This is a genomic window from Veillonella parvula (genome assembly GCF_024461875.1).
GTDB classification, from domain to species: domain Bacteria; phylum Bacillota; class Negativicutes; order Veillonellales; family Veillonellaceae; genus Veillonella; species Veillonella parvula_I.
This window is the reverse complement of sequence record NZ_JANGAL010000002.1, coordinates 340,557-356,397: the sequence shown is the minus strand read 5'-3', so window position 1 is coordinate 356,397 and position 15,841 is coordinate 340,557. Positions and strand designations below refer to the sequence as shown.

Sequence of the window (15,841 nt, the reverse complement as noted above, 5' to 3'; positions counted from 1 at the left end):
ATGAGTCGACTCCTGTATATTTCTAATTTAGGAAAACAAATCCAATATATAGAAAAAGCTGTTGCTACTTACCCGGAACTCTTACAGGGCGAGGTGGACCTTTGCAATATGAAAAAGCCTCCTCAATGGGATGCTGACTTTGAAAGTCGCTTACGCGCTGCCGATGTAGTTCTGGTAACGAATATGGGGGTTGGTTTAGACTCGCCCTTCTTAGAACGTCTGGAACGCTGGTTATATGCACATCATCCTAAATACTGGATTGATGTAGTAGAACCTAAGAAAACAGATATTTTATATCGCAATTTGGATGAGGATAAACGGGTCCTTCTTGAAAGCTACCGCCGAACCAGTGGGGTCATGAATTATGTACGCTTAATCAATGGTGCTTTCAGTACAAAACCTACCTCTGAATGGGAAGAGCCAGATCCTATTCCTTGGCAAGCCATTATGGGTCGAGAAGGCAATATCTACGAAACTTATGATGAGTTTATGGATGCCGAAGGGCATCGAGATTGGCCATCTATAGCGGTCTACTTTTACCGTGACGAATGGATTATGGGGGATATTGAGTATCAACAGGCCTTATTTGAAGAGATTTATAAGCATCAGTACAATCCGATTATCTTTTATGGTCAGTATGGCTCGAATCCGCGCGTAGGCATTCCGAATATGAAGTTGTCCATGAACCATCTTTTTGGAAAGGATATATTCCCCTTTGATGTGCTCATAAATACTTGTAAATTCTCCTTCCAGTCCTTAGGGGCTCAAACCTTGGAGGAGTTAAAATTACAGGGCGTTCCTATCGTTCAGGGCTATACCATATACATGGATGAGAAATCTTGGATCGAGAATCCACAAGGTGTAACGCCTTTAGACGTGAATTTATCTATATCTCAGCCTGAGCTAGATGGGGTTATTCAAGGCGGTGTTGTGGCATGCCAAACCTATGATGAGCGTGGACACTATGTGTACTTGCCTGTGAAAGAACGCATCGCTGCTATTGTACAACGAGCTATTAAATGGTCTACATTGCGCCATATCCCTGTATCGGAGCGAAAAGTGGCCGTTATATTACATAACTATCCGCCTAAGAACTCCAACATTGGCTCTGCCGCAGGTCTTGATACACCTGAGTCGGTGCTACGGTTATTGCGAGATATGAAGGCGGAAGGTTATACCATCGACACGGTGCCAGAAACAAGTGCAGACTTGATGGATGTGGTAACGTCTCATATGACGAATGACCGCTCCATGCTCACCGATGAACTACTAGCCTCTGCAGAAGGTCGGTTAAGTAGCGATGATTACAAAGCATATTTTGCTACGCTGCCGGAAGATACGCAGGTGGCGATGATTAAATCTTGGGGCGAAGCCCCAGGGGATGTATTCGTCTACGATGATGACGTGATTATCCCAGGTTTCTCCAATGGCAATCTGTGGATTACGGTACAGCCACCCCGTGGATTTGGGGAGAATGTATCGGCCATTTATCACGATCCTTGCTTGCCTCCACCACATCAATACTTAGCGTTTTATCACTGGGTGCGCGATGTCTTTGAAGCTGATGCATTTATCCATGTTGGTACCCATGGCTCTCTAGAATGGCTGCCCGGTAAGGGGGCTGGACTCAGCGCTAGTTGTTATCCGGAAATCGGCATTTCCAGTTTGCCAAATATTTACCCGTATTGGACAACCATTATTGGGGAAGGCATACAAGCCAAGCGGCGTAGTTCGGCTTGCTTAGTGGGTCACTTGTCGCCGCCGATGACGACAGCGGGCCTCTATGATGAGTTCGAAGAATTAGAGGCCTTACTCGATGAACATAGTCATTTTGAGCGGGAACATCCTGAAAGTGTCTCTACTCTAGGTGAAGTGATTCGAGAAAAGGCCATGGAGTGCCATCTCATCGATAAAGAACGAGGTTCTACCATGACGGTGGACGATATAATTACAGAGGTCCACGAAAAGCTGAGCGACTTGAAACATATGCAGATGCGCAATGGTTTGCACATCTTGGGGCAAGGTCCTGAAGGGGAAGCATTAGAAGAGTTTATTACTGCTATTGTAAGCACTCCTCAAGGTGAAATCGCGTCAGGCCTTGCCACCATCGCAGAAGAATTAGGTTATGATTGGTCTTATATGGCGGAACATGCTGGCGAAATTCATTCAGATGGTATACGATATAGTGTTACCATAGATCGAATTTGGAATGAATTGCGTAGCTTTGTAAGGCATGTGATCAATATACCAGATTATACAGTGCCCGAACGGTTAGAACCTTTGGCGAATGAGATCGTTCGAGAGTATATTCCAAAATTAGGTGACACCAAGAACGAGCTAACCTCTATTTCAAATGCCTTACAGGGCAGATATGTAGAGCCCGGTCCAGGTGGAGCCCCCTCGAGCGGTCAAGTCGACGTACTGCCTACGGGGCGTAACTTCTATGGTTTAGATGAAAGAGCTTTACCGACGAAGATAGCCTATCAATTAGGCATAGAGTTAGCAGATCAAGTTATCGCTGATTATATTTTGAATGAACAACGGTATCCTGAGACGATTGGCATCATCCTATGGGCTACGAGCAATTCTAGAAGTCATGGTCAGTGCTTGGGTGAGTTCCTTTACTTGTTAGGAGTTCGACCTAAATGGCAATCGGGCGGTCGCGTGTCAGGTTTAGAAGTGATTCCTTTAGAGGAATTGCAGCGCCCTCGCATCGATGTGATGGGCCGCATCAGTGGCCTCATTCGAGATATGATGCCTACTGCTATCGGCTGGCTCGACAAAGCCGTTGAAATGGTGGCAGAATTAGATGAGTCGTTGGAAGACAACTACGTGAAAAAGCATATTCACGATGATGTAGACTGGCTCGTTGAGCAAGGTGAGGACCCTCTATTGGCTACTAAAAAGGCTAGACTCCGCATCTTTGGCGATCCGCCCCAAGCTTATGGCACGGGTGTAGGTGCCTTGATTGAAGGCAAAAACTGGGAGTCTTTACAAGATATTGCTCAAGTTTATAGCCAGTGGAGTAGCTTTCACCTGCACAAGGACATTCCTCAGGACATGAGGCTATTCCAACGTCGATTAACCACGATGGATGTGACCATTAAGAACGAAGATAATCGAGAAACCCATATTATGAGTGCCGACGATTATTATAGCTATCACGGTGGTCTCATTGCGGCGGTGCGCACCGCAAAGGGCAGTGCGCCGCGCGCCTATGTGGGGGATAGCTCAGACCGCAGTCGTGTTGTGATGAGGCCTTTAGGTGACGAAATTCGCCGCGTCGTGCAAGGGGAAACGCAGAACCCTAAATTTATTCAAGCCATGATGAAACATGGCTATAAAGGGGCATCGGATATGTCGAATGTCGTATCCCATACATTTGGTTGGGATGCTACGAGTGATGTCGTACCAGACTGGGTCTATGAAGGGTATGCTAATAAGTATGCTTTAGACAAGACAGTACAAGACTGGATGCGCAATGTAAATCCTTGGGCCTTACAGCGCATTACAGAAACCTTGCTAGAGGCTTCTCAACGTGGCTATTGGAATGCATCGCCTGAAATATTACAGGATTTGCAATCATTATTTATTTCCATGGAAGGGGTTATAGAAGGTCGTTAGTATGAAGCAAAGAATATCTATTATATGTACCATAGTAATGATGGTACTTCTAGTGGTCGGTTGTGGTCCTACGCAGACGGGGACAACGGGCACGACACATCAAGTTACGGATGGCACTGGTGTAACTGTTACAATGCCTAGTGAGCCGAAGCGAATCGTCCCTATTGCTGCGAGTACAGAGGATATAGTGTTATCCTTGGTTGATCCGAGCCGAGTGGCAGCCGTTGGCACCGTGCCTAATAATGTACCTGATGAGTCTGCCAAGGTGGGGACGCATGTGAAAGCAACTGCTGAATCCATGCTTTCAGTACAACCTGATTTAGTATTAGTTCCAAACTGGATATCTCCAGATGCAATTGGGGAAATGCGGAATATGCAGATTCCCGTTTACGTCTATAAGACTCCGACTACGGTAGAAGAAGCAAAAGCAGTTATCCATGAAATTGCAGGACTCTTACACGCTTCGGATGAAAAGATGATTGCTAGCATGGATGCAGATTTGAAAACTGTCGAAGAGTTAGCAAATAAACATACCGGTGAACGCCCTGTAGTAGCATTTTATACGCAATTTGGTTTAACCGGTGGCAAAGGGTCAACCTTTGATGATATGACTAAATATCTGAAGGTTACCAATGCGGCCGCCCAATTAGGCTTGGGGCCTTTTGATAATGGGACGCGAGAGGATTTAATTAAAGTGAATCCAGACATTATCATCATCCCATCGGTGGCCTATACTTCGGATGGTACTACGCCAGCAACGGCAGAACAGCTCTATTCTGACCCTGCTTTGCAAGGGGTTAAGGCCATCGCTAATCGTCGTGTGTTCCTCGTAGATTCCTCGCAGGTCATGAGTTATTCTCAATTTATGACTCGTGCAATGGTTTCTATGGCACAAAATATATATGACAAGTGATTTAGTGTGTGTGGAGGTTTTTATGAAAGTATCAAGAATGCAACGATTATCCATGTACGTAGGGTTAGCTCTCGTATTTGGTAGCACATTGAGTGCACCTAGTGTATCAGCTGTTGACGCTGGTGATGCGAAAGAAGCGCATACCATTGTTGTTACGGCGACTCGTAGTGAACAACAGCTTTCAGAAGTGCCAGCTAGTGTAGGCGTAGTAACAGGTGACGATATTCGTGAGCGCCATGCTACGAATATGAACGAAGCCTTGAACATCGTACCGGGCGTAGATATTAATACGTATGGTGGTGGCGTAGGTTACACGAACTCCAATGCATTCCGCATCAATGGGTCTGACCAAGTATTGTATTTGGTAGACGGCATCAATATGGGCGCAGCAGGTGTGAATCCGCCGATGACTATTTTGAAAGATATGTCTAGTATTGATCGCATTGAAGTTCAACGTGGCGCAGGCTCTACATTGTATGGTTCTGGTGCCATTGGTGGTGTAGTAAACGTAATCACCGCAAAACCTGAGCAAGGTGTACAAACTAAGCTTCGCGTGATGGGCGGCAGTAATGATTTAGAGCAATACGCAATTACCAACGAAGGTAGCCAAAACGATTGGTACTGGCGTGTAGGCGTACAAAAAGATATCATTGGCTCTTACAAAGATGGTCATGGTGTGCGTATTCCTCAACATGGCAACAGCCATAGTGCATCTTTCATGGTGGGCAATAAAATCAATGATAAGAACGATGTAAAAATAGCTTACGACACATATCGTGGTGATGTAATGTACTCCGACCATTTGGGTGCCCTCAACCATATTCGTTATGGTAATGAAGCGAATGACTCCTTACGCGCGATTTGGAACAACAAAATCAGCAATCGCTGGAGCCATCAATTATACTTGATGAACAATCATTATAAAACAACATACGATGGGTACTTAACAGATGTGAAGACTCGTGGTATTGGGGATCAAGTTACGTATAAAGCAAAAGACCATACTGTAGTAGGCGGCTTCGACTGGAGACAAGATAAGGTGCTTAATATGGGCGGCGTGAAGCTTACGAACACATCATACTTCATTCAAGATGAATGGAAATTTGCTCCTAAGTGGACTGTAACGCCTGGTATCCGCGTTGACCATCATTCCTCCTTCGGTACTCATACATCTCCATCCATCAGCCTTGGCTATGATGTAAATGAGAAGACAAATGTGTATGCTGCGTATAAAGAGTACTTCTTAGCCCCTACACCATACCAATTATTTGATGGCTTCAATGGCAATCGCAATTTGAAACCGGAAACAGGTCATGAATTTGATTTAGGTGTACACCACAAATTCGGTAAAACATGGAATAGTAATCTTAGTTTCTTCAGCCGTAGTACGAAGGATAAAATCGGTTGGGTTATGACTGATCCAGCAAATTTTACAGGCCAATATCGCAATTTTGACACTGAAAAAGCTCGTGGCATCAATGCGGATGTGCGTAAACAATTGACGAACCACTTGTCCGCACGCCTTGGCTATACGTATACTCATATTGATGCGACACCAACTCGCAAAGCAAATCGTGATGGGTATGTGCCAAAACATGCTGTTAATGCAGGCCTTGATTACAACGATGCTAAATGGGATGCTCATTTGGATATCCGCGGTATCATTAATCGTCCTGGCCCTGCAGATAATGTATTCCCACGTAAAACGTACTGGTTGGCGGATATCAGCGCTAACTATCGGGTACGCGAAAATGTTACTATATTTGGTCGTATCAATAATATCTTTGATACATACTATGCAGAACAATCTAGCGTTCGTTGGGGCAACCCTGGTGACTGGTGGCCAGGTCAAGGTCGCAACTTCCGTCTAGGTGTAGAAGTGACTATCTAATAGATATAACTACTGCAATGGCTAATAGATATAACTACTGTAATGGTTCGATTATAAAGCTATACTAATAATTGACAATTACATCATAGTTATTTGTATAGCTTCAAAATGTAATCTATATCATGGTGAAAGAGCCTCTTATGGGGCTCTTTCATTTTTATTATAATTTTTGATGATATATTGAGACCGCACTAAGAACTATGAGAGCTATTTTCAATAACCGATAAATTAGGTATAGGTAAATAAGTATATGTTATAAAACTATAGATTTTCTATAGTAAAAGCTCTATAATATTATGTATCTATCTATAGGTATTCATAGTTTATGTTTTGTGATGTAAACGTATATTTGCTTGTATAGTAAATGTTTTGTTACTTTCACAGTTATCAAAACCTTCCCATGGAGAAGGTTGATTTTTAGAGGAGTTGGATCGAAATGAAACAACCAGAATTATCGCCGTATATGATGGCTCGCAAGCCGTCTGGCATTCGCCTAGGACAAATTAAATTCTTGGAACGTAAGAACCCACCTATCTTGGTGAATGGTTCTATTGGCAATGTAATGCGTCCTATGCATCCCGCCATGCAGCGTAGGTTGTTTGATTTGGGTGGTGTCAATAGTCCGTTTCATAATGGTATTGTGCCGTATGTACCAACTACGGGCACTGATGAATGCCGTGAAGCATTTCTACATATTTTGCGCAGTCAAGGTTTTGATACGACAGGTCTTGATGTACTCGTGACAGACGGTGCATCCATGGCGATGGAAATTATCATGCTCGGCGTATGTGGTGGTGCTGGCGAAGAGGAACGCCCTCTTTTGATGTTCAATCCTTCTTATACAAACTATGATGCAGTAGGTCTTCGCATTGGCCGTAAAACTGTGACTGTAGAACGGGAGCTCAATGAAAATGGTGAGTTTGAACTGCCGTCTGTGGAGACTGTTGAACAACGCATTATCGATACAAAACCAGGTGCATTGCTCATCATTCCTTATGACAATCCGACTGGTCAATTGTTTAGCAAAGAAACGCTCATTGAATATACAAAATTGTGCGTTAAACATAATTTATGGATTATCTCTGACGAAGCGTACCGTGAATTGGCTTATGAAAAAGGGAAAGAAACATCTAGTATTTGGGCTTTAACCGATAAAGATGTGCCTGGCATCGAAGGGCGCCGCATCAGCCTTGAAACGGCCAGTAAGGTTTGGAATGCGTGTGGACTTCGCATTGGAGCCATCATTACAGATAATAAATTATGCTATGAAAAATCTGTTGCGGAATATACGGCAAACCTTAGCGCTAATACATTGGGCCAATATATCTTTGGCGCATTGAAGCATGAGTCCTATGCGCAATTGCATAACTGGTATGAGCAACAACGCGACTACTATCGTCAAATGATCTTTGAACTCCACAAAGGGTTTAAAGAGGTAGAACCGGACTTTATCGTGTCTCGCCCTGAAGCATCTATTTACTTTGTAATCGACGTGAGAAAGGTGGCAAAACCTGGCTTTGACGGTGTAGAGTTCGCGTCCTGGTGCGCCGAACACGGTGCAGTGAGCCTTGATGATGGTAAGGAATATACACTCCTCATGGCGCCGCTCAATGGTTTCTATAGCGGTAAAAATGGTGATAATAACCCTGGTAAAACACAATTGCGCGTGTCTTTCTGTGAGAATCCTGATTTATTGCGTTTGGCTCCTGAATTATTATCTAAACTATTCAGAGCTTACGAAGCACAACGAAATGTATAAATGTAAAGAGTGCCATTCCCAAAGGGAGGCACTCTTTTTGCATTGTAAGTTATCATTATGAGTCATATAGATACTATGTATGGTATAGTATTACATAAAAAAGAGCTATAATATTCAAAATTATAGCTCTTTTCGTTTTTCCCTAGATATGGTAAGTAGGGAAGGGCTTTTATTTACTTTCTTCATCATGATGCGGTCCCTTAGTACGTATTTCGACTGCCAGTTGCTCGCTAGGTATGGAGCGTTCCTCAGTTGCTGGATATGAAGTGTCTTCTAAGATAACCGTTTCTAATAATTTGTCAATTTCATCAGACTGGATGGATACTTCTTTGTTGTACCATTCGCCAAATTCGCGAATAACTTCTTCGTTGCGACGGAAATAGGTATATTGGTCGATTTTACGCGATTCTACAAGTTCAGCATTTTCTAAAATGCTCATAAATGTAGAAATAGAAGATTGAGATACACCGCAGCGCTTTTGGATGCTCTTAACGCTCACACTATGTGGAAAATCGATAAGAGTTTTAGAGTGTACTTGTACACCGAATTCTTTCTCTGGGTGTTTTAGCCACAATATAATATCTAACCGATGCGGATTTGATAATGCTTTCAAGATTTTTAACGGGTCCATAGGGCCTCCTCTTAATTAAAAAATAACGAGTTCCCAACCTTGACCGTGGACTTGCATTATGCGGTCGTATTATACGCGTCTTGCTCCGTATAGGGTTTTTGCTACTTTTATCATACGCTACTTTCACCGTGAAAGCTAGACTTACTTATAAATTTCACGAATTGATGAATTTTATTGCACTTATTTAGAACGGAAAGTATACATTAGTATTAATATATAATGAGTATATATACAACCTGTAGAGACTTTTATAATATATTTCTGAAAAATATAGAATATATTCATCTTTCTGTGATAATTTTTAAAGGTATTTTGGTTCTAAATAGAGAAATATATATACTATATGAACTTATGTAAGTCTAAGCTTTCATTTAAAGGAGCTGAGTATATGGCAATTGATCGCAATGAAACATTTGATGTTATCGTTGTTGGCGCAGGGCCAGCGGGTTCTGCGGCAGCATTACGCTTAGCGGAGCAGAGGGTAAAAGTTTTACTTATCGAACGTGGAACCGCACCAGGTGCTAAAAATATGATGGGTGGACGCATCTATACACATTCTTTGGAGCGTCTTGTACCGGACTTTAGAGACCGTGCGCCGTTGGAACGAAAGGTAACAAAAGAGCGCATTTCTATAGGCACAGGTAATGAAATGACTACCATCGAGTATAGTTACGAAGATGGTGAACCTAATGAAGAATCCTACGTAGTATTGCGTGCTAAATTTGATAAATGGCTAGCAGAAGAGGCAGAGAAAAAAGGGGCTCTCCTCGTATCTAATGTACAGGTAACAGAGCTTATTACCGAAGGTGAAGGTAAACATCGCCGCGTAATAGGGGTTCGCTGTCACGATGACGAAGTATATGCAAAATTAGTTGTCATCGCAGAAGGTTCTAATACATTATTATTGGAACAGGCTGGTCTTACAGGCCCTACAGATCCAAAAACAATGGCTGTAGGGGTAAAAGAGGTATATAAACTCAAAAAAGAGGATCTTGAAAATCGCCTTATGCTATCTGGCGATGAGGGGATGGCGTGGCTTACATTGGGGGACATGACCGATGGCCTATTAGGTGGTGGTTTTATTTATACGAATAAAGACAGCCTTTCCGTAGGTATGGTTGTAGGCCTTGAAGATATCGGCAAAGCTACTAAATCGGTAGATGATATGCTGTTAGCTTTCACCAATCATCCAAGAATCGCACCATTATTAAAAAATGGTCAATTGAAGGAGCATAGTGCGCATCTCGTACCAGAAGGCGGATTTAAAGCACTGCCTAAGTTGGGCGGTAATGGGTATGTTATCGTCGGTGATGCAGCGCGCATGTGTATGAACTTGGGGTATACCATTCGTGGGATGGACCTCGCCATCGAATCTGGCATGTGTGCAGCGGATGCGGTTAACGTAGCCTTGCGCGATGAGAACATGGAGCGCGTTGCTAAATTGTATGAACGTCAAATCAAGAATTCTTGGCTATATAAGGACATGAAGCTTTATAAAAATATGCCTGCCTTCCTCGCATCCAACCCTCGTATATTTAAAGAGTATCCAGCTCTTGTGAATAATGTGATGCGCGATGTATTCACTGTAAACGGTGATGGGGCAGTACCAATGATGAAAAAATTGATGAGTAGTGTAAGTGATGTAGGTTTAGTTACCTTGATTCGTGATGCTTGGAAAGGGGTGCGTTCCCTATGAAATTAGAAGAGCGCTTGGGCGCCAATAAATACTATGTAGATGAAACGTCTCCTCATATCATTGTGGATGGCGCTGGCTTTGGTCTGGAAGAGAAAATGAAACTTGTAAATGGCTGTCCTGCTGGTTTATATACATTACAAGAGAATGGCGATTTAGCCTTTGATTTTGCTGGTTGCCTTGAATGCGGTACCTGCCGTGTTCTCTGTGGCGAAACTATCGTAAAAACTTGGAAATATCCGCGTAACGCTAAGGGCGTAGAATTTAGACAGGGGTGAGTGTATGGAGTTATTAGTATGTATCAAACAGGTTCCAGATACATCTGAGATTAAGCTGGATCCAGAAACGAATAATCTCATCCGCACAGGTCTGCCTAGTATTGTAAACCCTTATGATATGCATGCGTTAGAGGCAGCTCTTGCGGTAAAAGATCAATATGAAGATAGCCGTGTAACCGTTGTCACTATGGGGCCTCCACAAGCCGAGGCGGCACTGCGCGAGTGTTTATCCCTCGGTGCAGATGATGCGGTGCTCATTACAGACCGTGCGTTTGGCGGTGCTGATACATTGGCGACAAGCTATACAATTGCCTCTGCCATTCGTCATATTCAACGTACCATGAATCGTGAGTTCCAAATCATTTTCTGCGGCAAGCAGGCTATCGATGGTGATACGGCTCAGGTAGGGCCTCAAATTGCTGAGGAACTAGGTATGGCGCAAGCTACCTATGCTTGTGAATTATCCGTAGACCAAGCAGCCCAAAAGGCGATTGTGAAACGAGAACATGAAAATGGTTACGAAATTGTGGAAGTTCCTTTGCCACTATTGGTAACGGCTACGGCTGAACTCAATGAGCCTCGTCAACCCGGTCTTTGGAGCTCGATTTACGCTAAACGATATACGATTACACATATTACATTGCGAGATATGCCGCATATTGATGAAAGCCGTATTGGTCTCAATGGCTCTCCTACACGTGTGCGCAAGGTATACCAACCACCGCTTCGGGGCAAGGTAGAAATGCTTTCATCCGTAGACGAAGGGGCTAAGAAAATTCTTGAATTGGCTTATAATATCAAGCCAGAAAAGTTTTCTCATCTATTAGTGCCCAGCGAAGAACTGATTGAAGAGCCTGTAGATACCAATGATGAGGGCGTAGATGTAAAAGATCCTGTGCAGCGGGCTGCCTCTGTTGAAAGTGTATCCTCTAGTGAGTTTAAGGTTTTAGCAGCTGTTAAAGGTGAAGAAGGTTCCAAAGGAGGTGATCGATAATGGGAGTGACAAATTTTGATGAATATAGAGACGTCTTTGTCGTAGCGGATACCATCGATGACGTAGTACATCCGGTTACGTACGAACTTATCGGTCAAGCTCGCCGTATTGCTAAGGAATTGGGACAACTCGTTCAAGTTATGCTGCTTGGTGAGAATGTTCAATCCGAGGCGGAGGAACTTGTGGCACATGGTGCGGATATTGTTCACGTTTTTGAAAGCCCTCTTTTGAAATACTATACAACAGACGGCTATACAAAGGTTTTGACGGACTTCTTTGAAGACCATAAGCCTAATATTCTTTTGATTGGTGCAACAAATAATGGTCGCGACCTAGCACCTCGCATGTCTGGTCGCATGAAAAACGGCGTCGTAGCTGACTGTACCATTTTGACAGTAGATACTGAAGAAGGCCTTGTAGAATGGACACGCCCTGCCTTGGGTGGCAATATTTTAGCTGAAATTATTTCCCCAAATCACCGTCCACAAATGGGCTCTGTCCGTCCTAATGTATTTAAAAAGCCTGAACGCATTGCAGATAGTTGGGGCCGCATTCAAATTGAACCATTCGACCTTAAACCTGAAGACATTCGTATGAAGTGTCTTGATTTCATTCCGTTCAGCAAAGCTGGGTACAACATTCAAGAAGCGGACATCATCGTAGCAGGTGGCCGTGGCATGGGCTCCAAAGAAAACTTTGATAAGCTTTACGAACTTGCTGATGCTATCGGCGGCGTTGTAGGTGCTACACGTCCTCTCGTTGAAAAGGGTTGGATTGAATTGCCATACCAAGTAGGCCAAACAGGTAAAACTGTAAGCCCTAAACTATACTTGGCATTCGGTATCTCTGGGGCTATTCAACACGTGAGCGGTATCTCTGGTGCTGACACAATCGTAGCTATCAACAACGATCCAAATGCAGAAATCTTCCAACACGCTAACTATGGGATAGTGGGGGATTGCATGGAAGTGTTAAATGATATGTTGGCGCATTTGAAATAAAAGAAGTAGTATTTGAGCTCTACTTATCAGACTAAATAAGACATAGGGATACCTATCCTCAGCCTTCATGGGTACGCATAGCGCCCAAGGCGGCTTCGAATAGGTATCCCTATTTATTTCCTAGCTGCGATAGAGCTCAAATATTATCGTATTAAATACAGATACGCCTACATATCATTTTAGAGAAAGTGGAAGGGACAAAGGCGAGCTAAGTCACTTCCGGAACGGTAATCCTTTTTCATTTCTATGCGTTTTACCTTCAAATGCGTCAATATGTTATTTTGGGGAGTAGGAGAGTGTGGTACGCGTAGCGGCCTAGAGTCGATTACATATTAAAGTGGTATAATTAGGGTATAGATATAGTTCGGATTGATAAGGAGGTTTTTATGGCTCGTAATGTTTTTGTTACTGGTGCAACGTCTGGTATTGGTCTTTGTATTGCCGAGGCGTATGCAAAGTATGGTGATAATGTGTTGATTTCTGGCCGTCGTGCTGAGGTGTTAGCTGAGGTACAGGGTCGTTTGTCTAAGGAATACGGCGTGCGCGTTGAGACTTTGGTTCTTGATGTGCGTAGTCGTGAGGATGTTGAAAGTAAGGTCCCAGCAGCAATTGAGGCTTTTGGTGGCGTTGATGTCCTCGTAAATAACGCAGGTCTTGCACAAGGTTTAGATCCTTTCCAAGATAGTACTGTCGATGATGCGGTGACTATGATTGATACGAATGTGAAAGGCCTTTTATATGTAATAAAGGCTGTACTACCTTATATGATTGATAAAAATGCAGGACATATCGTGAATATGGGCTCTACAGCTGGTATTTATGCATATCCTGGTGGCGCCGTTTACTGCGCTACAAAGGCAGCCGTTAAGACGTTAAGCGATGGTATTCGGATGGATACGATTGCTACGGATATTAAGGTCACAACCATTCAACCGGGCATCGTAGAGACTCCATTTAGTGAAGTCCGCTTTCACGGTGATGCTGAAAGAGCTAAAGCTGTCTATGCCGGCATCGATGCCATCCAACCTGAGGATGTGGCGGACATTGTGTTATATGTAACAAACCAACCTAAACGCTTGCAAATTTCTGATGTTACAATCATGGCGAACCAACAAGCAGCTGGGTTTATGGTGCATAAGAAATAAGATTTCCTATGATTTAATGTGAAAGCTGAGTAAAGGTCTCGTATGTTAACTAAGGAGGCATAGCAAGTGCAATAAAGCCAGATACTCTTATTTATAAAGGAAAGGCAAAAAAATGAAAAAATATATCGTTATTACAGGAGCAAGTTCAGGCATAGGAGCAGCTACGGCAAAAGCTTTTGCACGCCGTGGAGAAAATTTGATCGTTATTGCACGTAGAGCAGAATTATTAGAAAATTTGAAAGGCGAGATTGCTAACATTTCGCCTGATTCAGACGTTATTGTAAAACCTTGTGATCTCTCGCGTAGCGAAAACGTTTTAGCGCTTTGGGATGACCTTAAAAGCTATGAGTTAAAGGCACTTATTAATAATGCAGGCTTTGGTGATTTTGGATTCATGGGCAATCATGATATTCAAAAAATGGTAAAAATGATAGATTTAAATGTAACTGCACTTGCGATACTTTCTAGTTTATTCGTGCGAGATTATAAATGTAAACAAACACAGTTGATAAATGTTTCCTCCGTGGGTGGATATTTTTTAGCGCCCGGAGTAGTACCATATTGTGGCACAAAATTTTTTGTAAGTGCCTTCACAGAGGGCTTATATCATGAGCTTGCACAGGATGTAGATGCTAAAATGCAGGCTAAAATCTTAGCGCCTGCTGCTACTAAAAGCGAGTTCTGCGATGTAGCTTCAGGTAAAAGCGGATTTGATTACGATGCTTCATTTGAAAAGTATCATAGCAGTGAACAGACCGCAGATTTTTTGCTCACCCTTTATGATAGCGATGCATGTGTTGGCGAGGTGGATTTAACTAGCTTTGAGTTTAAGCTCAGCGGGCCAAAATTTAATTACCTAGCTGCTGCCAAATAGTAGATAGGGATGGATTATATATAAACATAGATACTCCTGATGAGCGTCTTAGCATCTATTTTGAATATATGTTTGTATAGTAGCTAATATAGAACTCAGGATTTTATATCAAAAATAACTACTTGAAATTCCCTATCATTTATGGTATAATTATAAAATAAGTTTTGATAAAGAATATTTTGTAAAATATATTTATAAATTATAATATTCTTAATACATGTGTTGTGTTTGTACAGATGTATATGTAAAAGAGCGGAGATTATAATCATGTTGAAGAAATTCGTATTGATGGCTGTTGCTTGTGCGTGTGTAGGTTCTTATACTGTTGCGGGTGCTCAAGGTACTCTTGATGTAAAACCGAATCAACCTAAATCTGTGGTAGCTGAACAAGAAGCGCCAATGGTTGGCATGCCAAGTCCGTTTCATGAGTTTTCTACTGTAGATGAAGCGGCTAAATATATGAATATTACACCTCAAATGCCTAAGGTATTGCCTGTAGGTTATAACATTGAATCTGTAAGTACTATTGATAAGGATGTATTGCAAGTGGTTTATGTTTACCAACCTGGTGAAGATACTACTCGTAATCAAGCTGTAGGCAAACGCATCGTGTATCGCGTATCTAATGAAATAAAAGAAGATATTAGCGGCGATTATAGCGATTTTCGTGTAACAGCTAATGAAAAAGTAAACGGTACAAAGGTTATTTTCAAAGGTGGCAATAAAATGGTATATCTCATAGGTTGGACCAAAGACGGCCAAACTCATGGGATGTACTTCGAAAGGCCTGTAACTCGTGACATGGCTAAAGCCATCGTTGCTAATACAGTTGCACCAAATTTACATACAAAATAATATATAAAAGCCCAGGTCTAGTGGAATAGGCATGCGAGCTGTGGTGAAGCACTCGCATGGACACTGTAAGGGTTTTATATGGAACGGCTCCTCATATGAGGAGCCGTTTTTGTTGGTATGCAAAACTTTCATAATGAGAATCACTCTAATATACCTCTGCGGGTATACATATATATAAAGACT

At 42.6% G+C, this 15,841-nt stretch carries 12 protein-coding genes; 11 read left to right on the top strand and 1 reads right to left on the bottom strand.

The genetic code is table 11. From position 1 onward, the window contains the following. The 4 genes from cobN (at position 1) to NE668_RS05760 (ending at position 8,187) form a co-directional block, all read left to right on the top strand. Entirely contained in the window at positions 1 to 3,624 is a 3,624-nt protein-coding gene (gene cobN, locus NE668_RS05775) for a cobaltochelatase subunit CobN (protein WP_227037482.1), read from the top strand. Position 3,625: 1 nt separating this feature from the next. Then, a complete protein-coding gene (locus NE668_RS05770; RefSeq protein ID WP_227037484.1) occupies positions 3,626 to 4,537 on the top strand; it encodes an ABC transporter substrate-binding protein in 912 nt (303 codons plus the stop codon). 22 nt (positions 4,538 to 4,559) lie between these two features. After that, positions 4,560 to 6,428, top strand: coding sequence for a TonB-dependent receptor plug domain-containing protein (locus tag NE668_RS05765; protein ID WP_227037485.1), 1,869 nt, complete (start codon positions 4,560 to 4,562; stop codon positions 6,426 to 6,428). Between the two features lie 436 nt (positions 6,429 to 6,864). Further along, positions 6,865 to 8,187, top strand: a complete 1,323-nt coding sequence (locus tag NE668_RS05760) for a pyridoxal phosphate-dependent aminotransferase (protein ID WP_227037487.1) — start codon at positions 6,865 to 6,867, stop codon at positions 8,185 to 8,187. 169 nt (positions 8,188 to 8,356) lie between these two features. On the opposite strand, the gene NE668_RS05755 is transcribed toward NE668_RS05760, so the two are convergent. After that, on the bottom strand, positions 8,357 to 8,818 hold the full coding sequence (locus tag NE668_RS05755) for an ArsR/SmtB family transcription factor (RefSeq protein ID WP_008603322.1): 462 nt from the start codon (positions 8,816 to 8,818) through the stop codon (positions 8,357 to 8,359). Between the two features lie 388 nt (positions 8,819 to 9,206). Here NE668_RS05755 and NE668_RS05750 point away from each other — a divergent pair, with 388 nt between their 5' ends. The 7 genes from NE668_RS05750 to NE668_RS05720 all read left to right on the top strand — a co-directional run bounded on the left by NE668_RS05750 (position 9,207) and on the right by NE668_RS05720 (position 15,658). Then, positions 9,207 to 10,514 (top strand): FAD-dependent oxidoreductase, encoded by a 1,308-nt coding sequence (locus NE668_RS05750; RefSeq protein ID WP_105086790.1) that lies wholly within the window; start codon positions 9,207 to 9,209, stop codon positions 10,512 to 10,514. Next, on the top strand, positions 10,511 to 10,789 hold the full coding sequence (locus tag NE668_RS05745; RefSeq protein ID WP_008715118.1) for a ferredoxin family protein: 279 nt from the start codon (positions 10,511 to 10,513) through the stop codon (positions 10,787 to 10,789). Before NE668_RS05750 ends, NE668_RS05745 begins: the two co-directional genes overlap by 4 nt. Positions 10,790 to 10,793: 4 nt before the next feature. Further along, a complete protein-coding gene (locus NE668_RS05740) occupies positions 10,794 to 11,783 on the top strand; it encodes an electron transfer flavoprotein subunit beta/FixA family protein (protein WP_227037488.1) in 990 nt (329 codons plus the stop codon). After that, the gene (locus tag NE668_RS05735) at positions 11,783 to 12,784 is read left to right on the top strand and encodes an electron transfer flavoprotein subunit alpha/FixB family protein (RefSeq protein ID WP_227037489.1); all 1,002 of its coding nucleotides are present in this window, start codon (positions 11,783 to 11,785) and stop codon (positions 12,782 to 12,784) included. Before NE668_RS05740 ends, NE668_RS05735 begins: the two co-directional genes overlap by 1 nt. Before the next feature lie 386 nt (positions 12,785 to 13,170). After that, on the top strand, positions 13,171 to 13,929 hold the full coding sequence (locus tag NE668_RS05730) for an SDR family NAD(P)-dependent oxidoreductase (protein ID WP_227037491.1): 759 nt from the start codon (positions 13,171 to 13,173) through the stop codon (positions 13,927 to 13,929). Positions 13,930 to 14,041: 112 nt separating this feature from the next. Continuing rightward, the gene (locus tag NE668_RS05725; RefSeq protein ID WP_004694325.1) at positions 14,042 to 14,803 is read left to right on the top strand and encodes an SDR family NAD(P)-dependent oxidoreductase; all 762 of its coding nucleotides are present in this window, start codon (positions 14,042 to 14,044) and stop codon (positions 14,801 to 14,803) included. A 267-nt stretch (positions 14,804 to 15,070) separates the two neighbouring features. Further along, positions 15,071 to 15,658, top strand: coding sequence for a hypothetical protein (locus NE668_RS05720; protein WP_227037493.1), 588 nt, complete (start codon positions 15,071 to 15,073; stop codon positions 15,656 to 15,658). The last annotated feature ends 183 nt before the right edge of the window (positions 15,659 to 15,841 follow it).

Excerpts from the sequence above, each read along its gene's own strand:
- cobN (WP_227037482.1), top strand. The coding sequence starts at position 1 with ATGAGTCGACTCCTGTATATTTCTAATTTAGGAAAACAAATCCAATAT.
- NE668_RS05770 (WP_227037484.1), top strand. The coding sequence starts at position 3,626 with ATGAAGCAAAGAATATCTATTATATGTACCATAGTAATGATGGTACTT.
- NE668_RS05765 (WP_227037485.1), top strand. The coding sequence starts at position 4,560 with ATGAAAGTATCAAGAATGCAACGATTATCCATGTACGTAGGGTTAGCT.
- NE668_RS05760 (WP_227037487.1), top strand. The coding sequence starts at position 6,865 with ATGAAACAACCAGAATTATCGCCGTATATGATGGCTCGCAAGCCGTCT.
- NE668_RS05755 (WP_008603322.1), bottom strand. The coding sequence starts at position 8,818 with ATGGACCCGTTAAAAATCTTGAAAGCATTATCAAATCCGCATCGGTTA.
- NE668_RS05750 (WP_105086790.1), top strand. The coding sequence starts at position 9,207 with ATGGCAATTGATCGCAATGAAACATTTGATGTTATCGTTGTTGGCGCA.
- NE668_RS05745 (WP_008715118.1), top strand. The coding sequence starts at position 10,511 with ATGAAATTAGAAGAGCGCTTGGGCGCCAATAAATACTATGTAGATGAA.
- NE668_RS05740 (WP_227037488.1), top strand. The coding sequence starts at position 10,794 with ATGGAGTTATTAGTATGTATCAAACAGGTTCCAGATACATCTGAGATT.
- NE668_RS05735 (WP_227037489.1), top strand. The coding sequence starts at position 11,783 with ATGGGAGTGACAAATTTTGATGAATATAGAGACGTCTTTGTCGTAGCG.
- NE668_RS05730 (WP_227037491.1), top strand. The coding sequence starts at position 13,171 with ATGGCTCGTAATGTTTTTGTTACTGGTGCAACGTCTGGTATTGGTCTT.
- NE668_RS05725 (WP_004694325.1), top strand. The coding sequence starts at position 14,042 with ATGAAAAAATATATCGTTATTACAGGAGCAAGTTCAGGCATAGGAGCA.
- NE668_RS05720 (WP_227037493.1), top strand. The coding sequence starts at position 15,071 with ATGTTGAAGAAATTCGTATTGATGGCTGTTGCTTGTGCGTGTGTAGGT.